Annotated in this window: 18 protein-coding genes; 8 read left to right on the top strand and 10 right to left on the bottom strand. The window is 51.6% G+C overall.

Annotated features, from left to right (window positions below):
- Positions 1 to 4: 4 nt before the first annotated feature.
- The 3 genes from MKY86_RS07885 to MKY86_RS07895 form a co-directional block, all read right to left on the bottom strand.
- On the bottom strand, positions 5 to 850 hold the full coding sequence (locus MKY86_RS07885; RefSeq protein ID WP_076079102.1) for a DegV family protein: 846 nt from the start codon (positions 848 to 850) through the stop codon (positions 5 to 7).
- A gap of 162 nt (positions 851 to 1,012) precedes the next feature.
- The gene (locus MKY86_RS07890) at positions 1,013 to 1,873 is read right to left on the bottom strand and encodes an AraC family transcriptional regulator (protein ID WP_340826686.1); all 861 of its coding nucleotides are present in this window, start codon (positions 1,871 to 1,873) and stop codon (positions 1,013 to 1,015) included.
- Positions 1,874 to 1,982: 109 nt separating this feature from the next.
- Positions 1,983 to 2,129 (bottom strand): hypothetical protein, encoded by a 147-nt coding sequence (locus MKY86_RS07895; RefSeq protein ID WP_340826687.1) that lies wholly within the window; start codon positions 2,127 to 2,129, stop codon positions 1,983 to 1,985.
- Between the two features lie 208 nt (positions 2,130 to 2,337).
- On the opposite strand from MKY86_RS07895, the gene MKY86_RS07900 reads away from it, so the two are divergent.
- A complete protein-coding gene (locus tag MKY86_RS07900; RefSeq protein WP_076079100.1) occupies positions 2,338 to 3,045 on the top strand; it encodes an HAD family hydrolase in 708 nt (235 codons plus the stop codon).
- Here the strand turns inward: MKY86_RS07900 and MKY86_RS07905 are convergent.
- From MKY86_RS07905 to MKY86_RS07920, 4 genes are all read right to left on the bottom strand, one after another.
- On the bottom strand, positions 3,035 to 5,353 hold the full coding sequence (locus MKY86_RS07905) for a glycoside hydrolase family 65 protein (protein WP_076079099.1): 2,319 nt from the start codon (positions 5,351 to 5,353) through the stop codon (positions 3,035 to 3,037). The genes MKY86_RS07900 and MKY86_RS07905 overlap by 11 nt on opposite strands.
- Positions 5,354 to 5,800: 447 nt before the next feature.
- Positions 5,801 to 6,463 carry a beta-phosphoglucomutase gene (gene pgmB, locus MKY86_RS07910; RefSeq protein WP_076079098.1) on the bottom strand — a complete coding sequence of 221 codons (663 nt, stop codon included), beginning with the start codon at positions 6,461 to 6,463 and terminating at the stop codon, positions 5,801 to 5,803.
- Between the two features lie 118 nt (positions 6,464 to 6,581).
- On the bottom strand, positions 6,582 to 7,616 hold the full coding sequence (locus MKY86_RS07915; protein WP_076079097.1) for a LacI family DNA-binding transcriptional regulator: 1,035 nt from the start codon (positions 7,614 to 7,616) through the stop codon (positions 6,582 to 6,584).
- A 449-nt stretch (positions 7,617 to 8,065) separates the two neighbouring features.
- Positions 8,066 to 9,814 carry an alpha-glycosidase gene (locus MKY86_RS07920; RefSeq protein ID WP_076079096.1) on the bottom strand — a complete coding sequence of 583 codons (1,749 nt, stop codon included), beginning with the start codon at positions 9,812 to 9,814 and terminating at the stop codon, positions 8,066 to 8,068.
- A gap of 874 nt (positions 9,815 to 10,688) precedes the next feature.
- Here MKY86_RS07920 and MKY86_RS07925 point away from each other — a divergent pair.
- The 7 genes from MKY86_RS07925 to MKY86_RS07955 all read left to right on the top strand — a co-directional run bounded on the left by MKY86_RS07925 (position 10,689) and on the right by MKY86_RS07955 (position 19,502).
- Positions 10,689 to 12,023 carry a sugar ABC transporter substrate-binding protein gene (locus tag MKY86_RS07925; RefSeq protein WP_036721401.1) on the top strand — a complete coding sequence of 445 codons (1,335 nt, stop codon included), beginning with the start codon at positions 10,689 to 10,691 and terminating at the stop codon, positions 12,021 to 12,023.
- 101 nt (positions 12,024 to 12,124) lie between these two features.
- The gene (locus MKY86_RS07930) at positions 12,125 to 13,438 is read left to right on the top strand and encodes a sugar ABC transporter permease (protein WP_076079095.1); all 1,314 of its coding nucleotides are present in this window, start codon (positions 12,125 to 12,127) and stop codon (positions 13,436 to 13,438) included.
- The gene (locus MKY86_RS07935) at positions 13,435 to 14,283 is read left to right on the top strand and encodes a sugar ABC transporter permease (RefSeq protein ID WP_076079094.1); all 849 of its coding nucleotides are present in this window, start codon (positions 13,435 to 13,437) and stop codon (positions 14,281 to 14,283) included. Before MKY86_RS07930 ends, MKY86_RS07935 begins: the two co-directional genes overlap by 4 nt.
- 181 nt (positions 14,284 to 14,464) lie before the next feature.
- The gene (locus MKY86_RS07940) at positions 14,465 to 15,118 is read left to right on the top strand and encodes a Type 1 glutamine amidotransferase-like domain-containing protein (RefSeq protein ID WP_076079141.1); all 654 of its coding nucleotides are present in this window, start codon (positions 14,465 to 14,467) and stop codon (positions 15,116 to 15,118) included.
- Positions 15,119 to 15,327: 209 nt separating this feature from the next.
- Positions 15,328 to 16,224: an AraC family transcriptional regulator gene (locus MKY86_RS07945; RefSeq protein ID WP_076079140.1), complete on the top strand. Its 897-nt coding sequence runs from the start codon at positions 15,328 to 15,330 to the stop codon at positions 16,222 to 16,224.
- A 152-nt stretch (positions 16,225 to 16,376) separates the two neighbouring features.
- A complete protein-coding gene (locus tag MKY86_RS07950; protein WP_076079093.1) occupies positions 16,377 to 17,882 on the top strand; it encodes an alpha-glucosidase/alpha-galactosidase in 1,506 nt (501 codons plus the stop codon).
- 474 nt (positions 17,883 to 18,356) lie between these two features.
- Positions 18,357 to 19,502 carry a stalk domain-containing protein gene (locus tag MKY86_RS07955; protein ID WP_076079092.1) on the top strand — a complete coding sequence of 382 codons (1,146 nt, stop codon included), beginning with the start codon at positions 18,357 to 18,359 and terminating at the stop codon, positions 19,500 to 19,502.
- An 85-nt stretch (positions 19,503 to 19,587) separates the two neighbouring features.
- On the opposite strand, the gene MKY86_RS07960 is transcribed toward MKY86_RS07955, so the two are convergent.
- The 3 genes from MKY86_RS07960 to yhbH form a co-directional block, all read right to left on the bottom strand.
- Positions 19,588 to 20,163, bottom strand: a complete 576-nt coding sequence (locus MKY86_RS07960; RefSeq protein WP_076079091.1) for a DUF2812 domain-containing protein — start codon at positions 20,161 to 20,163, stop codon at positions 19,588 to 19,590.
- Entirely contained in the window at positions 20,163 to 20,498 is a 336-nt protein-coding gene (locus MKY86_RS07965; protein WP_445669895.1) for a PadR family transcriptional regulator, read from the bottom strand. Before MKY86_RS07965 ends, MKY86_RS07960 begins: the two co-directional genes overlap by 1 nt.
- Positions 20,499 to 20,781: 283 nt before the next feature.
- Complete coding sequence (yhbH, locus tag MKY86_RS07970; protein WP_036721417.1) at positions 20,782 to 21,942, bottom strand: sporulation protein YhbH; 1,161 nt, start codon at positions 21,940 to 21,942, stop codon at positions 20,782 to 20,784.
- Between the last annotated feature and the right edge of the window lie 54 nt (positions 21,943 to 21,996).

The raw sequence follows: 21,996 nt of genomic DNA on the forward strand, positions 1-21,996 counted from the left end.
CGCTCTAGCGCATATACATCAGACCTACCGTAGCAGGTCCGCAGTGACTCCCGATGACGCAGCCGGCATGAATGACGGCGATTTCCTCAACATCAGTCTGCGCGCGCAGCGCGGTCTCCAGCATCTTGGCATCCTCTTCTGCCAGCGTATGGGCAATAATGAGCAGCTCCTTGTCCATATCGGCGGCATTCGCCAGCGCATGGTGGAGCATCTGTTCCACGGCCTTCTCCTTCTTGCCGCGGATGCGGGCAACGGGGACAATGGCTCCGTCCACCAGCCGGAGAACCGGACGGATCTTCAGCAGGCTGCCGATAAAGTTCTGCATCCCAGAACAGCGGCCACCCATGTATAAGTAGTCCAGCGTATCGACAACGAATTCTGATTCTACCCGGTTACGGGCTTCGGTAATCATTGCTGCGATGTTGGCAGCGCTCTCGCCTGCGGCTGCGGCACGTGCAGCCTTCATGACCAGCAGCGCGATTCCGCCGCATAAGGTCTCAGAATCTACGACATGCACTCGGCCCTCCGGGAATTCACCCGCTGCCAGCAGTGCATTCTGATATGTAGAAGATAGAGCAGAGGATAGACTGATATAGACAATATCATGGCCGCTGCTGATCACCGGCTGGAACGCGGCGATGAAATCAGCAGGGGAAGGCGCAGCAGTCTTAGGCAGGGCACCGCCCGCAGCAACGCGGCGGTAGACCTCTTCAGGGGTGATTTCGACCCCGTCCTTGAAGGTACCATCTCCAAAAACAACATATAACGGCACAATGCCGATATCATATGTGTCCTTCCAGCCTTGCGGCAAATCGGAAGTGCTGTCTGAAAAGATTTTTACAATAGACATGAATATCTCCTTCACCGATCTCGGATGAGAATACACTAGATTAAGAAAACTATAATCTGTTTATTATACCAAGCTTGGGAAGAATCTCAAAACAAAAAAAACAGCTCCACCGCCCATGCAGACAGCGAAGCTGTTCCAGGATACTACATCCAGCCTTGATTCTTATTTTTTCATCACCGGAATCCATACTTCACACACATAATCCTCAGCTGACGTATCGCCGGGCGGGTATAGCTCAATCTCAGGTCCGCCGGTATGCTCATAGCCGGTTCCCGGGAACCATTCCTGGTAGATCCGCTGCCAGACCGTCTGAATCGCGCCCGGCAGCGCCCCCTCAGAGCGGAAGACGGCCCAACTGGCGGCCGGAACGACAGTGGTCTCATACCCTTGAGCATCTGCCTGCGGAGTACCTTCGACACCGATCCAGTAGGTAAGCTGTTCCTTTTTCATATCCATATCCGTGCAGATGCCAAGCCATTCGCGGGAGGCACTAAGCTCAATCAGCTTGTCGGAAGTGCCGTCCTCATTGCATTCGTCCCAGAACTGCGGGATTCTGCGGAAATTCTCCCCGTCACGGGTAGTTACCTCCATTGATTTGCCGATGACGGTAAAAGCTGGTTTATCCACGATTTTGTAGTCCATGTCCTGATCTCCCTTCAATGATAGGTGGAACGAGATTCGGGGAAAGGCTTTGAGCTGGACGCCAGACTTACGCGCTGCTGAAGGGGGAATCCCATGGGCTTTGCGGAACGCCTTGGCGAAGGACTCCGGCGAGTCATATCCGTATTTCAGCGCCACATCCAGTACACGGATCTTGGATACGGCCAGCTCCTGGGCGGCCAGCGTCAGTCTGCGCTTGCGGATATAGTCGGCTACGGAGAAGCCGGTCAGCATGCTGAACATGCGCTGGAAGTGGAACGGTGAGACATAAGCTACCTCAGCCACTTCCTCGATACGCAAAGTTTCAGTCATGTTCAGCTCCATATAGTCCAGTGCATGCTTCATTCGGATCAGCCATTCCAAGCTCCCCATCTCCTTCTGATATCATCCTATCATAACACCGAACAGATGTTCCTGTTATTCTCTGCTCATTAATGACAGGGTTCCGCCTGCGTCCTATCCACCTATAATGTCATATTTGAAGGGGTTTGTCAGCATTCGTTAGACTACCCGATCCGGCAGGCTCTAGGATTAGCCACTTTTCACCTTCCAGGGTGCGGGTATAGGCATAGATATATTCATGCTCCGGCAACAGCAGCTCATAATCGGCATAGACCATAATGGGATGCTGCTTACGCAGACGAATCAATTCCTGATAATAATAAAATACCGAGTCCGGATCAGCCAGCCTGCTGCATATTAATCTCGGTGTAGCGCGGGCAGATCTGGTAGACTACGGCTTCTTTCCAAAAGGTTCTTTTCGCAAATGTAGCTCCATTACCATGGTATATTAGGTTTATAGGTTGCAAGGGAATGGAGGGATTGGATTGACAATTCAAGCGGTTCTTTTTGATTTGGATGGAACATTGCTAGACCGGGATACATCCCTGTTAAAGTTCGTACAAGATCAATACAGGCGTTACCCGGAGCTTCAGACCATTAATCACGATCTGTTTATTCATCGTTTCATTGAACTTGATAATCACGGCTACCTGTGGAAGGACAAAGTATATCAACAGATCTTACAAGAGTTCTCTATCTCGAAGCTGGACTGGAACTTGCTATTGGATGATTACTTATACAACTTCCAGCAACACTGTACAGGTTTCCCGAATTTATTAAGTATGCTTACTGAACTGAAGAATCATGATCTGAAGATTGCGTTAATCTCGAACGGTTATGGTCAATTTCAATACGATAATTTCAAGGCCTTGAACATCGGGCATTTATTCGATGAGGTGCTTATCTCCGAATGGGAGGGACTCCGTAAACCAGATCCGGCCATCTTTCATCGTGCATTAACAAGATTAGGTGTAGACGCGGGCAATGCTCTTTTTGTTGGCGATCATCCGGATAACGATATTCGGGCAAGCCGCGAAGCGGGAATGAAGGCCGTCTGGAAATGGAATCAACAGTTTGTCACAGTGGCCGAAGCGGATGCAGTCATTGATGATTTGGCAGAATTAGTGGAGCTCTTATTAAAAAAAGTCCCGAAGAAGCCATGCATCTTCGGGGCTGATAAGCTTACACCGTGACAGAAGCGCCCCCGGCACTGACAGTGCCTAGTCCGTTCACCGTATACTCCTTGCCGTGAATGGTGAGGGAGGCTGGAACCTCGGTTTCGTTGCTGACGGTAACCTGTGCATCGGTTACCGTCACTTTTAGCCGGGAGCCGCGGAACATGATTTTGAACGAATAAGAGGTCCAGTGTCCCGGGTTAGACGGGTTCAGAACCAGCCGGTCGTTCAGCACGCGAAGTCCGCCGAAGCCATGAACAACGGACATCCATGTACCCGCCATGCTGGTTGTATGGCAGCCGTCCTCCGTATCGTTATTGTAATTGTCGAGATCCAGGCGTGAGGTCCGCAGGTACATCTCATACGCCTTCTCCTTGTAGCCCAGCTCACTGGCCAGAATGGAATGGATGCAAGGGGAGAGGGAGGACTCATGCACGGTGATCGGCTCGTAAAAGTCGAAGTTGCGCTTCTTGGTGTCCAGATCATAGCGGTCGCCGAGGAAGTAAAGTCCCTGAAGCACATCTGCCTGCTTGATGAAGCACGAGCGCAGAATCCGGTCCCATGACCATTTCTGGTTCAGCGGCAGGTTCTCCGGCAGCACATCCTTGACCTGAATGATCTCCTTGTCAAGGAAGCCGTCCTGCTGGAGGAAGATGCCGCGTTCCTCGTCAGTCGGATAGTACATTTTGGCGATAATCTCACTCCACTTGGCCGTTTCGCTCTCCAGCAGCTCCAGCTTGTCGGCCAGCTCAGCGTAACGCGAACCCTCATTCTCCTGCACATAGGCCAGAGCCTCAAGCGTGTATTCCATCGTCCAGGCGGCCATCCGGTTCGTGTACCAGTTGTTATTGACGTTATTCTCGTATTCATTCGGGCCGGTGACGCCAAGCATCACGTATTTGTCCTTATGCGCCACATAGTTCACACGCTCCTCCCAGAAGCGCGCAATTTCCACCAGCACCTCCAGGCCGTATTGACCCAGATAAGCCTTGTCGCCGGTATAATTCACATAGTTATAGATGGCATAGGCAATCGCGCCGTTGCGGTGAATCTCCTCGAATGTAATCTCCCACTCGTTGTGGCACTCCTCACCGTTCATCGTAACCATCGGGTAGAGCGCGCCTTTGCGGTAGCCGAGCTTACGGGCGTTCTCCTTAGCCTTCTCCAGGTGCTTGTAGCGGTAGATCAGCAGATTGCGGGCAATCGCGGAGTCGGCGGTACTGAGATAGAACGGCACACAATAAGCTTCCGTATCCCAGTAGGTGCTGCCGCCGTATTTTTCCCCGGTGAAGCCCTTCGGTCCGATGTTGAGCCGGTCATCCTCGCCCGTATACGTCTGATTCAGCTGGAAAATATTGAACCGGATCGCCTGCTGCGCCGACACATCACCCTCGATAATAATGTCGCTCTCTTTCCACTTGTCGCCCCAAGCCGCAGCCTGTTCTGTCAAAAGCGCCACAAACCCCGCCTCCCGCGCACTCTGAAGTGCAGCCGATGCGGCATCCACGAGCTGTCCCAGCCCGTAATTGCGAGAGGTCACATTCGCAGCATACTTATAAATAACCAGCTGATCGCCGGATTGTACCGGAACATTCACTGTACTGCCCACATATTTGTCCTGCTCCAGCACCTCTGCTTCGGCCGCAACCGGCTCCCCATTCAGCAGAATGTCGAAGACGAAGGCGGAGGTGACATGGAAATCAAGCTTTTTGGTCTTCAGGGTCAAATGTCCGCCTTCTGGTCCTGCCTTCTTCTCCACTTCGTTCCAGAACTTCTCGTCATAGTTGGAGTCCTTGTTCTTGATATCGCCGTCCAGGTAGGGGGTTACGGTAATATTCCCTGCAAAATTGAGCGGAGTGAGCGAATAGCGGATCGCCCCGATCTCCTGACGGACCATGCTGACGATGCGGATGCTCTCTACCTTAACGATTTTGCCATCCTGGGTGGTTGCGGTGAAGCTGCGTGAGAGCGTGCCTTCCTTCATATTGAGTACGCGGCGGAACTCTGTAACTGTGCAGGTAGCCAGATCCAGCGGGGTTCCGTCCAGCTCGATGTTAATTCCGATCCAGTTGGTGCTGTTCAGCACTTTGGCAAAATACTCCGGGTACCCGTTCTTCCACCAGCCGACCCGTGTCTTGTCAGGGTAATAGACGCCGGCCATATAGCTGCCTTGCAGGCTGGGTCCGCTGTACTGCTCCTCGAAGTTGGCTCTCCCGCCCATGTATCCGTTCCCGATACTAAATACGCTTTCGGATATTTCCTGGGTCTGCGAATCAAAGGACTCTTCGATAATGGACCATTCGTTGATTGTTAAGTATTGTTTCATGATTTTGGCTCCTTTAAGGGGGGATGGGAAATGAACTGAACCTCGTAATAAAATTATGGGGACTACATCGCCGCTGCGCGAAAGGTTTGGGCTTCCGGCCGCTGTTATAATCAGATTTCTTTATTGAAGTGGTTCTCAGCGGATGAAATCTGATTCAAGCATATGCTTCCGATGCGAGCTTTCCTACGGAAAGCTTTCAGGTGGTCGCTAACGCTCCTACAGCTCCAAACTTTCACTCCGCAGCTTCATCCCCATGAGTTTAATAACTACCTTCAGTTCTTTTCCTGAGGGTAGGGTAGAAGATGCAAGTGCAGCATCCGATCTGACTGATGATCTGCTGATGATTGGCAATATAGTTGTACAAAGTACAGTTAGGCTGTCCGGCGGACTAGAGATGCCGCTGGAGCGGAAGGGCTCACGGCTAGGCTCAGGCTCTGTTACTATTCGTCATACAGTGGCAAAAGATTCCTTCAGCGTGGCAACAGTGAGCTGCCGCAGGGAAGGGACAACTAGTGTGGCTCCGCCTAGCGTCTCGGGTGAGCCTATGCCCACGCTGCGCATACCGGCACGGGAAGCGGCCAGGATACCGGCAGCGGCATCCTCGAAGACGACGCATTGAGCGGGAGCGGTGTCCAGAGCCTTCGCGCCCAGCAGGAAGACCTCCGGGTCCGGCTTGGCCGCGCTGGTATGCGTGCCGTCGATGATGGCATCGAAGTATGGGGTCAGGCCGGTATTGTTCAGGATGGTCATGGCGTTCTTGCTGGCGGAGCCGAGGGCTACCTTGATGCCGGCGGTCCGGCATTCCTGCAGAAAGTCCAGGGCGCCGGGCAGAATCTCCGAGCTGTCCATCTTGGCGATATACTCGACATAGCGGTTATTCTTCTGCTCGGCCAGCCGGGCTTTCTCGTCTTCACCAAGTGTGATGCCGCCGATCTCCAGCAGAATATTCAGCGAAGCGGCCCGGCTGACCCCCTTGAGCCGCTCATTATCCTGCTCTGTGAAGACAAATCCAAGCTCTTCGGCCAGCTCCCTCCAGGCAATATAGTGATACCGGGCAGTGTCCACGAGAACACCGTCCAGATCGAACAGGCAGGCTTTGATATCTGACATGTTGAACCTCCTAATATGATTAATTAACACCACTGCATACATTAGCGCAAACGTTTGTACAAAGTTCCAAAAAATAAATGAAGCGTAACTCTGCTTCATTCATTTTCTTGTACATGCCTTAATTTCCCGGAGCATGCATAGAGGACTCCCGTACGATTAGACGGTGGGGAATGACAAAACGATTCGTATATCCGTCCTGATTATCCGGCTTCTGAATGTTCTGAATCAGTACCTGAGAGGCCGTATAGCCAAGATGATAAATCCCGATATCAATACTGCTGATCGGAGGGCTGGACAGCTCGGAGAGCGGGATATTGTTGAAGCTGACAATCGCCAGATCCTCAGGGACCTTGTACTTCAGCTCGTTCAATCCGCGGAGTACGCCGAAGGAGACCATATCATCCACCGCGACAAGCGCTGTCGGACGGTTCGGAAGATTCATGAAGAAGGACATCGCCCTATAGCCGCTGTCCTGCAGGAATTCGCCTTCAACGATCCATTCATCCTTCATTTCCAGACCCTTGCCCTGCATGGCCTTGCGGTAACCCTCCAGCCGGTCGCGCGAGACGATGAGGTTCGGCGGCCCGCTGACGAAGCCAATGCGTTCATGCCCCATGGAGATGAGATGATTCGTCGCATCATAGGCGGCCATGATATTATCATTGTCCACTGACAGAATATCCTCGTAGCGGTCGCTCCGTCCCACCAGGACAAAGGGATAACCGCCCGACTGCAGGAAATCGATCACCGCATCGTCTTTACGGGAATACAGCAGAATAACGCCGTCAACGCGGCGTCCCTTGAGCAGACGGGAGACAGCTTCAAGCTCCTCCTTCTCGTTCGCTCCGGAGCTGATCAGCACATCATAGCCGGAACGGCTGGACTGAGTGACGATCCCGCGGATTAATTCCATAAAAAACAAATTGGAGAACAGCTCTTCAGCCGGTTTCGGAAGAATGATGCAGATGCTGTTAGTGGTCTTGGATACCAGACTTTTGGCCATCATATTCGGGGTGTAGCCCATTTCTTCCATAATCACTTTGACCTTACGGGAAGTTTCTAAGCTGATTCTGGGATGGCCTGACAACACCCGGGACACCGTGGAGGGTGAGACCCCCGCTTTCTTGGCAACGTCCTTAATGGTAACTGTCATAGAAACCTCCTAATGGAACCGTTTGCTTTACACAGTAATATTAATCGAAGCGGGGATGATTGTAAATAGTGAAACCTTGCATAGGGAGTAATCCCCGTGGCTTCTACGTTCTGAGCACTACACAGCGATACGGCTTAAGCTATTGTGAATCTGGAAGTGGAGCAGAGGGGTATGCAAATCTGTGCAATGAACAAGGGGATTTTGTGCAAAATTAGTGCAAATAGAGTAGAGTTTGTCTTATCAATCTCTAAAAAGTAAGCAGTTGAACATTACTTCTCCGGAAGATTAGCTGGTTCGAAAATTTCAGCAGACACCTATAAATACTCATTATATAGAGGACACAACAGAATGATTCTATTGTGTCCTGTACTAAGTAGTAGCTCTATTTCATTCTACAAACGTTTGCGCTAAAATGTTCTGAATCAGCCCATAAAGAAACCGATCAGAGTTTAGGTCATATTGGCCTGAAGTACGGCGAAGCCGTATGCCGGCAGCCTCAATGACAGCTTGCCGCGTTCGGCATGGATCGCTTCGCCGGTCCACAGGTTCTCCCAATTGCGTTCCTGAACGTCCAGCCGGAAGGTCTGCACCGTCTCCTCCGTATTAATCAGTACGATAATCAGATCATCACCCAGACTGCGCTCGTAGGCCAGCTTGCTGCCCCCGGCTGAGGCTTCAAGGAAGGTGAAGCGTCCGGTGCGCAGCGCCGGATGGCTGCCGCGGATCTCAATCAGCTTACGGTAAAAGTTGAATAAATCGCGGTCCTGCCGCTCCGGGTCCCACTCCATACATTTACGGCAGTCCGGGTCGCCTCCGCCATCCATTCCGATCTCGTCCCCGTAGTAAATGCAGGGCGTGCCCATGAAGGTGAACTGGAACAGTGCAGCCAGCTTCATGACGTTCTTATCGCCCTCGGCTACAGTCAGCAGACGCGCAGTATCATGGCTGTCCAGCAGATTGAAGGCGACCTCACTGGCCTGGAGCGGATACCGGGACAGCTGTCTGCCGATCGAATGGGCGAAGCCTTCCGCATCCAGCGTTCCGTAGACGAAGAAGTCAAGCACCGCGTCTGTGAACGGGTAGTTCATGACGGCATCGAATTTGTCGCCTTCCAGCCAAGGGGCTGATTCATGCCAGATCTCGCCCAGAATATAAGCCTCGGGATTGGCACGCTTCACGACTTTGCGGAAATCGCGCCAGAATTCGTGATCCACCTCGTTGGCTACATCCAGACGCCAGCCGTCGATGCCGACCTCCTTGATCCAATATTCGGCGACCTTCAGCAGATACTCCTTCACCTCAGGATGCTCCGTGTTCAGCTTCGGCATCAGCGGCTCGAAGGCGAAGGCATCGTAAGTCGGGATATTGTTCACGACCTGGAGCGGATATTCCCGGATATGGAACCAGTTCTTATATTCCGAATCCTCGCCCTTCTCCAGCACATCCACGAACGGGGCGAAGGTACGGCCCGCATGGTTGAAGACCGCGTCCAGCAGCACACGGATGCCGCGCTCATGACAAGCATCGACCAATCTTTTCAGCGTGTCCACATCACCGAAATGCGGATCGACCTGCATATAGTCCTCCGTGTCATATTTGTGATTGGTGGTGGCAGTGAAGACCGGTGTGAAATAAATGCCCGTAATGCCCAGCTCCGTCAGATGGTCGAGATGATCTATGACACCCTGCAGATCTCCGCCGAAGAAATTATCCGGCCGGGGGGTTCCGCCCCAAGGCTCCACATTAGCAGGGCTTATGCCGGGATTGCCGTTAGCGAACCGTTCCGGGAAAATCTGATAAAACACCGCATCCTTGACCCAAGCCGGAGGCGTGAAGACATCACCGCGGCTTATGTAGGGGAATTCAAACAGTCGGTTGGGGTTCGCGGGACGCTCCTTCTGGAAATCACTCTCTGTCATCCAGATGCGCTCTTTGCCCTGCTGCAGCAGGAAGCCGTATTTCAGCCTGCGGTAGAGCGGAACCGATTCGCATTCCCAGTAATCGAACATCGCATCGGAAGTGAACAGGGTCATCGGGATCAATTCCTTGGTGGTGTCCCAGGCATATTTATCGCCCGCCCAGGCGAAGACCTCAGTCAGATCCCCCTTCTTGGCACGCAGCCGCAGGTGGATAGTGTTGTGATCATAGGCATACGACCAGTTCAGACGGGGACGGTGATACACGGCTTCTAGTAACATAATAATTCCTCCTAAATTTAGTTTGGCTATATAGATTGAACTTAGAAATTTAAGTTAAGGGAAAAGTGGCGGAGGGGAATTTTGGAACTGGAGGAGCGGTAGCGTCCGCCTTTGTATTTTGATTTCTACCGCGTAGAGCGGTTCTAATCAGGATATCCAAATACAACAGCGGCCGGAAGTCCAAAACTTCTCTGGAGTCACGGCTAATCCCAAAACATAAAACCAGTAGTTCAATTTATATAGATTACGCACCCGATTCTGCACATGGCAAATAGGCACACCCCCGGATAAATTACGCCGAGGTTGTACCCGAGAAGGGACAGTGCCTTTAGATTGGTGAAGAATGAGGTGTTTCATGATGGTTTGGATTATAGCACGGAACAAAATGAGGTTCAAGAGGTTTGTACAAACAGTTGCACAAAGTTTTAGGAGGGGGAAACCGATTTCCAAAGTCTGTAAATTGATAATATTTAGCAATTATACAACAATATTCGTCTAAATACGACAAAAAATGCAGAAAATAATTTTTAAACCGAAGTATATCCAAGTTATTTAAAGAAATCATGCGATAAAAAGAGTAAAGGTAACATTATCCATAATAAACGGCAGAATTCTATTGAATTTACTATGTGCAAACGTTTTTACAACTGCGAGTTAGCTGATGTATTATGGATTCAGGAATGAAGCGCTTTCTAAACCGGGTATAACGTATTCGGAAGAGGCAATTGGAGAAAGTAGAATTTTTTTTGAATCCTCTGAAATCGTTTGCGCAAAGTAGGGAGCATCATCGTTAAGTCAAAGAAGCATCATCGTTAAGTCAAAGAAGCATCATCTCAAATCAAGTGATATACACACACAGGAGGGGTTAAAAGGAATGAATCTCAAAAAACTTATGGTTCTCACCGCAGCGTGCTCGATGGCAATGTCAATTACGGCGTGCGGCTCAAACAACAATGCCGGAGGAAATGCGGCAGCGACTAATGCTCCTGCGGATAATGCAGCAGCTACCGATAATGCGGGGGCAGGCAGCGACAACGCACCGGCAGCAGGTGAGATCGTCCCGGAAGAGGGCGCTTCACTTGTGATCTGGGAGAGTAAGGAAGAAAGACAGTTCGCTGAAGAAGTTGCGAAGCAGTTCACTGCCAAGTATAACGTTCCGGTCAAAATTGAAGAGGTAGCCCCGCCGGATCAGGTTGGCAAGCTCACCCAGGACGGCCCTTCCGGTCTGGCTGCAGACGTCATCATCATTCCTCATGATAATCTCGGCAAGGCGGCAAGCGCCAGTCTGCTGCTCCCTAATGATATTTTTGCAGAACAGACCAAGGCGGAGAACACTGAGGCTTCCATCGTGGGTTCTTCCTATGACGGCGAGCTGTACGGCTATCCGAGAGCGGCGGAGACCTATGCGCTGTTCTACAACAAGTCTCTGGTCAAAGAAGCTCCGAAATCCTTCGATGACGTTATTGCCTTCAGCAAAACGTTCACGGATAAAGCCAAGAACCGTTACGGCATTATGTGGGAAGTCGGCAACATGTACTTCAACTATCCGTTCATCGCCACTACCGGAGGTTACCTGTTCGGCAAAGACGGTACCGACAAGGACGATATCGGCCTGAACAATGAAGGTGCGATCAAAGGCCTGACTGAATTTGCCAAGCTGAAGGAAGTCCTGCCGATCAAGAGCGGTGACATCAACCCGGACATCAAGCGCAGCCTGTTCAACAGCGGGGATGTCGCCATGGATATTACAGGACCTTGGGAGCTTGCCGGATATAAAGAAGCGCTGGGCGACAACCTCGGAATTGCTCCGGTTCCTACTATTGACGGCAAAACCGCCATTACCTTCTCCGGGATCAAAATTTTCACCGTCAACGCCTACACTCAGTATCCGAATGCGGCTAAACTCTATGCACACTTTGCTTCCGGCAAAGATTCGCAGCTGACACTTAACAAGCTGGTCGGCTCCGTGCCGACGAACCTCGAAGCGCTGAAAGATCCGCAGATTACGGGTGACGAGTTCGTATCCGCGTTCGCAGAACAGGCGAAGAACTCCCAGCCGATGCCTTCGATTCCTGAGATGGGGAACGTCTGGAGCCCGGTGAATGCTGCACTTCCGGCCATCTGGGATAACAATACTGATCCGAAGGCAGCCATGGACAAAGCCGTAGAGCAGATTAAAGACCTGAACAACGGGGCTTCTGCCCAGTAACTACACAATCAACAGCTTACCGTGGAATTAGAGTTGCCCGCCGCATAGCCTGCGGCGGGCAGTTTCCTTGAATTCCGCACGGAGAGGAGAACGGAAGGGAAATGCAGCGACACAAAGCGAGAGCTGGAATACTGTCGGCCATTTTTATGGGACTCGGGCAAATATATAACCGCCAATTCATCAAAGGGCTCATGTTCATAGCTGTAGAAGCTGTGGCACTTATCTATTTCATTAGCAATCTGGGAAGAGCCTTCTGGGGGATTACTACGCTCGGGGAATCTCCAAGCCGTCTGGAAAAGGTAAAGGGGATTGCCAAAATGGTTCCCGGGGACCATTCCATCGTCATTCTGATTGAAAGCCTGATCACCCTGCTGTTCTTTGTGTTATTCCTGATCGTCTGGTATATGAATATTAGGGATGCCTATAAAATCGGAGCAGAACGCGAAAACGGCCGTCCGTCCAATACATTTAAACAATCTGTACGTTATATCCTCGATTATAAATTCGCCCAGAGCTTCCTGCTGCTCCCGGGTATGGGCATTCTGTTCTTCACCATTATGCCGATCATCTTTATGATCATGCTGGCCTTTACCAACTATGCTGCACCGAACCACATTCCTCCGGCGAAGCTTGTAGACTGGGTAGGGTTCGAGACCTTCCGCAATCTGCTGGTGCTGAAATCCTGGAGCCATACCTTTTACGGTGTACTTACCTGGACCATTATTTGGGCGGTTCTTTCGACTGTAACTACTTATTTCGGCGGGATGCTGGTTGCCCTGCTGATCAGCCAAAAAGGCATACGCTTCAAAGGCATGTGGAGAATGCTCCTGATTATTCCTTACGCCATTCCGCAGATGATCTCGCTCCTGTTGATGCGCAACCTGTTCAACGGGCAGTTCGGCCCGATCAATCAGTATCTCGGCTTTTTCGGGCTGGATGGATTGCCTTGGCTGACTGATCCGTTCTGGGCGAAAGTTACGGTAATCGTCGTGAACATGTGGGTAGGTATTCCGGTGTCCATGCTGCTGATTATGGGGGTGCTGACCACGATTCCCCGCGATATGTATGAGGCTGCTGAAGTCGACGGCGCGACAAATTACCAGAAATTCCGGATTGTCACTCTGCCGATGATCCTGTTCTCTACCGCACCTACGCTGATTATGCAGTTCGCGGGTAACATCAACAACTTCAATGCGATCTTCCTGCTGACGGGAGGGAACCCGGTGAACGGGAACTACCAGTACGCCGGCTCGACGGACCTGCTCGTTACCTGGCTGTATAAGCTGACGCTGGATCAGAACAAGAATAATATGGCGTCTGCGATCGGCATTATCCTGTTCGTCATTGTTGCCGGGTTCTCCCTGTACAATTACCGCCGGACCAAATCGTTCCAAGAGGAGGACATGATTCAATGATCATCGGACGCAAAGCTGTCAACTTTATTCGTCTGGGCTTAAGCTACATTGTTCTGGTCGCACTGGCGATTGCTGCAATCTATCCGGCACTCTGGATCCTGCTTGCCTCCTTCCGTCCGGGTAAATCCCTGTACAGCAAGACGCTGATTCCCGAGACATTCACCCTCGCCCACTATAAGGAGCTGTTCACCTCACCGGTCTATATGTTTGGAACCTGGTATGGGAATACGCTTAAGATTGCGGTGTTCTCGATGCTGATCGGGGTGGTGCTGACACTGTTGACCAGCTATGCCTTATCCCGGTTCCGGTTCAAAAGCCGTAAGACCACCATGTCCACACTGCTGATTCTCGGGATGTTCCCGGGCTTCATGAGCATGATTGCCATCTATCTGCTGCTGAAGGAGTTCAATCTGCTGGATACTCATCTGGCGCTCATTATCGTCTATGCAGCCGGAGCACCGCTCGGAGGGACGCTGATCGCCAAGGGCTTCCTGGACACGATTCCGCGTTCGCTGGATGAAGCCGCGCGGATTGACGGGGCGAGCAACTTCGGGATTTTTACCCGGATTATTCTGCCTTTATCCCGTCCGATGATCACTTATATCGCGCTGACCCTGTTTGTCGGCCCGTGGGTCGATTTCATCTTCGCCAAGCTGATTCTGCGGACCAAGGAGAACTGGACGGTCGCCGTGGGGATGTGGGATATGGTCAATACGATGCAGAATTCCAACTTCACGCTGTTCGCGGCGGGCGCCGTGCTGATCTCTGTACCCATAATGATTCTCTTCGCCTTCCTGCAGCGTCTGCTGGTTGACGGCCTGACGGCGGGGGCAAGCAAGGGATAGGAAATAGTAATTAGACAATGTATGTACGAATAACGGGTGCGGCCTTGAAGCAGTTCTGAGGGGCTGATGAGATAAAAGGATGAAGGGGGAGCGGGTGTGGAAGTGTATTGCGGGAACCTGCGCTTTTCTATAAGATGGATGAGGTTAGATGCAGGATATCCTGAATACTGAAGGTGATGTCATGGACAAACATTTATTTCTGAACGGCGGAGGTCCGCCGTTTACCCGTGGTCTGGCACGAAGGTTCGTAAGCGTGATGGCAGCAGGACCAGTCGCTGTATTATTTGAAGAAGGCGAAGACTGGCCGGACTATATGGCTGCTTGCATGCAGCCACTGGTTGACGCGGGGATATCCGAGATCCGTTATTTGCCGCTGAAATCCACAGCGGTGGAGACAGCTATGGAGAGTCTGCGGGCTTGCGGCGGGATCTTTATCGGAGGCGGGGATACGGATCTGTATGCCGACCTCATTGTGGATACCGCTATCGGTGAGGTGATCCGGCAGCGGTATGAGTCCGGTGTGCCGGTTACCGGCTTCTCGGCAGGAGCCTTGATTAGCCCGGAGCGCTGTGTAATTTCCGCCAAGGATAATGAGAGCAGACAATTCAAACACCGCAAGGGCCTCAATCTGATTCCTGATCTGCTGCTATCCGTCCATTTCACCCAGTGGGATGAGGAGGAGCATTTACGGACAGCGGTCCGTACCCTCGGTGAGCTGCCGAATTACGGAATTGACGAAGAGACCGGCATTTACCTGCTGAATGGACAGCCCGAAGAGATAGAGGGCGGCGGGGTGTACAGTCTGGTGGATGGAATATTGACAAAGATTCATTGAAGATGATGAACGGGAGCAGAGGGCGCGGGCCTTCTGCTCTTTTTTTGCGCCGGGGAACCTGGGCCGAATGTAATCGGAAAACCGATCACAATGTGTTGGGAGGAGGCATCCGGGCCGGAGGGGTTAACCCGCTGCTTGTCCTGCCTGCGCTCAAGCGATACACTTGTGCTATCGATACTGGCAGAGGGGAGGCGGGCGGTGTGGCGGAGATGAACGGGAGTCTTTTTGAGCAGGGATTGCTGGAGCGGGATTATAGCCCGCACTTTCTGGCTTACTATTATAAGCAATGGAGCAATTATACGATGGCTTACCATCATCACAACTCCACGGAGATCATGTATCTTATCTCGGGCAGCTGTGTAGTGGAGGTGCGGGATGAAGCGGGCGGCGATACGCCCTTCCGGCTGAAGCGGGGAGAGATGATTCTGCTGGATGCGGAGGTGCCGCACCGGCTGATTGTGGAAGAGGGCTCCTCCTGCCGGATGCTAAATGTGGAATTTGCTTTTACCGAATATGGGGGCGTAGTTCCGTCCATTGGCAGCTTGGCCCGGGAGGAGGAGGTGTTGGCAGAGCTGCTGCGGCATCCGTTCGATAGTCTGGTGTTGTCCGATCAGGAGGAGGTCTTCCATGTGTTGAAGGCGCTGGTGCTGGAGCTGGATCAGCGCGGGCGGAAGGGGAGCAGCATGGTGCATCTGCTCTTTGCGGAGCTGCTGCTGCGTCTGGCCCGGCTGCGCATGGAGTCGCTCCCGTCCAGCCAGCAGCCCTCACAGCTCTATGTGCGGCGGGCCATCGAGTTCCTGCATCAGAATTATGACCGGAGCATTCAGGTTAAGGAGGTTGCGCTCTCCGTGAATGTTCACCCGGGTTATCTGCACCGCATCTTCCGGACGCACACAGGGCAGACCCTGACGGACTACCTGAACCAGCTGCGTATGGAGAAGGCCCGGATGCTGCTGGGTCAGGGGGAGATTCCGGTAGCGGAGATTGCCGACTATGTGGGGATCAGCAGCAGGCAGTATTTTCATCTGCTATTCAAGAAGTATTCAGGCTGTACTCCTATCGAATACCGCAACTCTATCGAACGCCACTACTGGAGTGAAGGATAGTTTCGTGTTCAACCAGGGATGGGTATGGTATGCAGAGAGTTAGGATTGTTGACAGGTTACCCGCAAAATGGTCATGATATTGGTTACGCTTCCGGCAGTCCCCTTGTTACAATGGTCAGGAGTCAATAATTCATTGCCGGAGGATGATTATTATGTCTTTTAAAGTAACCTTTATCGGGGCAGGCAGTATCGGATTCACCCGCGGACTGCTGCGTGACCTGCTGACTGTGCCGGAATTCCGTAATATCGAAGTTTCGTTCATGGATATAAACAGCCATAACCTGGACATGGTCACTGAGCTGTGCCAGCGGGATATTAAGGAGAATGGTCTGGATATCACCATCTCTTCCACTACGGACCGCAGGGAAGCGCTCAAGGGGGCCAAGTACGTATTTTGTACTATTCGTATGGGGGGGCTTGAGGCCTTCGCTACCGATGTGGATATTCCGCTGAAGTATGGCGTGGATCAGTGTGTAGGAGATACGCTGTGCGCAGGCGGGATTATGTACGGGCAGCGCGGGATTGCGGAGATGCTGGAGATCTGCCGTGATATCCGTGAGACAGCTGCGCCGGATGTATTGCTGTTGAACTACTCGAATCCGATGGCTATGCTGACCTGGGCCTGTAATAAATACGGCGGTGTACGGACGATCGGGCTTTGCCATGGCGTACAGCATGGACATCAGCAAATCGCTCAGGTGTACGGCCTGGAGAAGTCGCAGGTGGATATTATCTGCGCCGGAATCAATCACCAGACCTGGTACATCTCTGCGAAGCATGAAGGCAAGGATCTGACGGCAGGTCTGCTCGAGGCTTTCGAGAAGCACCCTGAGTACAGCCGTACCGAGAAGGTACGGATTGATATACTCCGCCGCTTCGGCTATTACAGCACGGAATCGAACGGTCACCTGAGCGAATATGTACCCTGGTACCGCAAGCGCCCGAGTGAAATCATGGACTGGATCGATCTGGGCGTATGGATTAACGGAGAGACAGGTGGTTACCTGCGGGTATGCACGGAAGGCCGCAACTGGTTCGAGACGGACTTCCCGAACTGGATGAAAGACCCGGCGCTGGAGTACATCCCGGAGAAGCGCGGCGAGGAGCACGGCTCGTATATCATCGAAGGGCTGGAGACCGGGCGCGTGTACAGAGGCCACTTCAACATGGTGAATAACGGCGTCATCTCCAATCTGCCGGATGATGCTATTATTGAAGCGCCGGGCTACGTGGACCGCAATGGCATCTCGATGCCGCTGGTCGGTGACCTGCCGCTTGGACCGGCGGCGGTCTGCAACGTCAGCATCTCCGTGCAGCGACTGGCGGTAGAAGCGGCTGTGCATGGGGACGACAAGCTGCTGCGCCAGGCATTCATGATGGACCCGCTGGTCGGCGCCGTCTGCAACCCGAAGGAAATCTGGCAGATGGTCGATGAGATGCTGGTGGCCGGAGAACAGTGGCTGCCGCAGTACAGCGCAGCTATTGCAGAAGCGAAGGAACGCCTCGCCTCCGGTGATCTGATCCCGACGAATGCCGGCAACGAAGGCGCCGCCCGGCTCAAGGTGAAGTCAGTAGACGAGATGATGCAGGACCGCGAGGCCGCGAATAAGAACGCCGGGGAATCCGACAAGGGCAAGGACCGCGAGAAGGTGCAGTAAGCGGGCGTTAGCCTGATGCGAAGCGAGTGAATCATTGTAACAAGCCTCTCCCAATTCCGGGAGAGGCTTGTTTTTGCGATAGAGTATGAGCTTAGTCTGGTGGGGGAAAGGGAGGTGACAGACAGCCGCTTCGGCTTTGTTGATGAGGGAATAGTTGGAATTTAGGCACTTGCTAATCAAACGTTGGGCAATTCTGCGGCAAGAGTTGGATAAACAACACTTAAATCTTCGAATATTCGCCAATAGTGTGGATTCCGGCATTAGCAGATGCTGTTTTTCCAATTGTTTCTCTATAACCGTTAGGAACTGAAGAATTAAGCCGCATTATTCCACTTGTTGCTACTGTGGTTGCGTTTATTCCCCATAGGATGATGTTGTTATGTGATAGATTGCAAATAAAGGGAATACAATGGAACGGAGCGAAATATAAACTTGGGAAATACAAACTATATCTATCGAAGGGGAATAAGGAAATTGAAGAAAAAAATACATATGGCTAATGTGTTGTTACTCCTGCTGATTACTCTGCTTGGGGTTGCAACGACTGCGAATACAGTATCCGCTGCAACAGCGGCGCAGACTGCAAAGGGAATGCGTGTATATGTGCAAAATAAGGAAATTCATCCGCGTGCGGCTACGGTGGTTCAAGGAGGAAGTGTGTATGTCGAATTCCGCAGTGTGGTGCAGGCTTTGGGCTTTAAGTTCAAGTATGATGCTGACAGCAAGCAAATTACAGCTACCTCAGAGGATGCTTCTTTTAAAGTTGATCTCAAAACGAAAAAAACATTCGTAAACGGTTCTCTGTACACCCATAATTCGAACATTCCGATGGTCATTGGTTCGGGTGCGGATGCCCTGGTTACGCTCTCTTTGTTCGAGGAGACTAACTATATCAATGCTGACTATGATAAGACGAATAAATTAGTTAAAGTATACGAGGATCTGCAAGGCAAGCCTAAAAAGGCGGATCTGAAAAAAATACAGGCACTAATTAAAGCCCATTATCAGACTTTGGATGGCTTTAAGTCGATCGACAAATTTGAAATGAAATCGTGGGGAGAGTATACAGTAATGCTTGCTGATGTCTCCTTTCGTAAGACAGAAACTGAGCTCCTGGACCGGGTTGACCATGTAACCTTAGAAATGGAGCATAAGCCCGATGCCAGTTGGATGATACATAATATAGAAATCAATGATACAGACTATCTAAACTATACTTCATTGATTAATAAAGAGGTAAGTGTTTCGGCCGCAGATAAAATGGCCATTCGCGAGTTGCTCGCTGCGTATAGTAAAGCTATAAATGACAAAGATGTAGAGGCGGAACTGGCGCTGCAGGACCCTGCCAACAAGACTACTGACTACGAACAGGAGATCAGAGAGCTCCGGGAATGGTCGAATCGAAAATATGATATAGAATATACGCAAGAACAGGTGGTCATTGTCTCTTTTTCGGCAAAGAAAGCAGTTGTCTATTCAATCTATACACTTCAAGCTAACAACGATCCATCGAAGTTTAAGGAGCGGTTCTACTCACTTACCTCTGTAGTTAAAAGTAAGGATAAATGGTATATTGATTCAAATGAAGGAGTTGCGCTTGGCAGAGAGGTTGTCAAGTAGCGTCTGAATCATTAAGAGGAGACCTTGCAGGAGCTATTACATGACCTGCGGGTCTCCCTTTGTATATTTATTCCTCGCTCCCGCCTCACTCCCGAATCAGCTTCTCCTGCTGCAGCCGCGCGATCTTGCGGCGGATAGGCAGGCTGAGCCAGATGAAGAACAGGCCCAGAATGATAACGGACACTCCCACGACGAGGTTGATTTTGTAGATGTTAGAAGGAGTATTAAGCATAATCAGCATGAGATTTAAAGAGCCGATGATCAGCTCCATGAACGCGAGGGACAGATAGACTTTATAGATTCTCTGATAGTGCTTGATCTTGGAATCTGCATCGGTATAGATCTGGAAGGGGCCTTCCGAGGCCTTCCTTCTGAAGAACACCCAGCGTTGGTTCATGAAGGCACGATTGGCCTTGGTAGGGGTCCCGGACGGCACCCGCTCGGCTCCGGTCTCCTCCATGAATTGCAAGTAGCCTGCCGCCTCCTTCGGGTCCTTCTCCAGCAGCTCAATCCGGTAAATATACTCCCCCTTAGCGCTCTCTTCGAACACATAACGGGCCCAAGAATGCTCCACCAGGGCCAATCCCTTGGCCGACATTTCATTCAGCCACGCTTCTTCCTTCTCGAAATCCATGAAAAATTTGCGCACCACCTGACTCATTACACTTCGCCTCCCATTAGTTTTCTTCCATTAGTGAGCAACTCGTCAAGCCTTGTCATTTCACTCTGGACGATCGATTTGCCTAGCTCCGTAATCTGATACTCCTTCTTGCGGGAATCTTCTCCGCCAGCCAGCAGCTTGATCCAGCCTCGTTCCACAAGTGTGCTTAACGCCCCGTATAACGTGCCTGCACCCAGCTCCACACGCTGATTGCTCAGCAGCTTCACGTTCTGCATAATCCCGTAGCCGTGCATCGGGGTGAGCAGTGACAAGAGGATATAATAGACGCCTTCGGTTAGCGCCCCGTATTCATTGTTGCCGGACAATGCAATCACCTTCCTTATCGCGTATCTTTGAGTCTCATTTCACAGACCGGGAATTTCCTTTGTATCATTCGGCGTTATAGCATCTGACGTTATACCATCTATCGTTATATCGTCAACCGATACATTTATTATATCGGCTGCCGATATAATAGTCAACAGGGTTATGCGGTGCAAGTTCGACAGCACAAAAAAACCCGCACACCGCAATAAGCGGCAGGGCGGGGCGGGAACTCACAACAAGAATGCGCATAGCCCGGGGTAGCTTGGGCTGACAAGTCTAATGTCAGGCTGCTTAAGCTTCAGTAACCTTTTTGCCGAAAAAAGCCTTCAGCGCCAGATACACTTCCTTCTTATCCTTAATCACATAATGCATGAACTGCTCCTGCTTCAGGTGGCGGTAGGCGGACATCAGGGTGCTGCTGCGGTTGTACTGGTTCACCTCGCCGTAGCCGAACATGTTGCTGCGCTTCAGCAGCTCGCCGATCAGCTTGACGCAGCGCTCATTGTCGGAGGTCAGATTGTCGCCATCCGAGAAATGGAAGGGATAGATGTTGTATTTGGCAGGCGGATAGCGGCTGTCGATAATCTCCAGTGCTTTCTGATACGCCGAGGAGCAGATCGTCCCCCCGCTCTCCCCCCGGGTGAAGAAGTCATGCTCGCTGACCTCTTTGGCTTCCGTATGATGGGCCAGGAACACAATATCCACCTTCTCATACTGGCGGCGCAGGAAGCGGGTCATCCAGAAGAAGAAGCTGCGGGCGCAGTATTTTTCAAAAGTGCCCATACTGCCTGAGGTGTCCATCATGGCGATAATCACGGCATTCGAGTGAGGGACCGTGATGTCATCCCAGGTTTTGTAACGCAGATCATCAGGGCTGATGCTGTGTATTCCGGGATTGCCGCTGCTGGCATTGCGCCGCAGATTCTCAAGAAGTGTACGCTTTTTATCGATGTTCGACATCATGCCTTTTTTGCGGATATCGTTGAAGACAATCGATTTGACCTCAATCTCTTCCTTATCCTTCGGCTTCAGATGGGGCAGCTCCATATCCTGGAACAGAATATCCTCCAGATCCTCCAGATCGACCTCAGCTTCAACGGTATCCGCCCCAGGCTGATCTCCCGCCTTATCCCCTTTGCCCGGCTGGGCCGACTGGGAATCGCGGCCAAGTACATCCCCCACCTGGCTGTCCCCGTCTCCCTGTCCGACATGCTTCTGCTTGCGGAAATTATAGATAATCCGGTATTCATCCAGACTGCGGATCGGCACCTTCACAATCTGCTTGCCGCCTGACAAAATAATATTCTCCTCGGTAACCAGATCGGGCAGATTGCCCTTGATGGCTTCTCTGACCTTTTGCTGGTGACGCTCCTGATCCTGATGGCCTTTGCGGTGAAGGGACCAGTCTTCTTTGGATACGACAAATGCGTATGGACCGGACGGCTGGGACAAGGATGACCACCTCCCATGGACTGTGTTATTCGGTAATGTCACTACGGAGACTAA

It is taken from the genome of Paenibacillus sp. FSL R7-0333 (genome assembly GCF_038000365.1).
Classification (GTDB): Bacteria; Bacillota; Bacilli; order Paenibacillales; family Paenibacillaceae; genus Paenibacillus_AQ; species Paenibacillus_AQ silagei.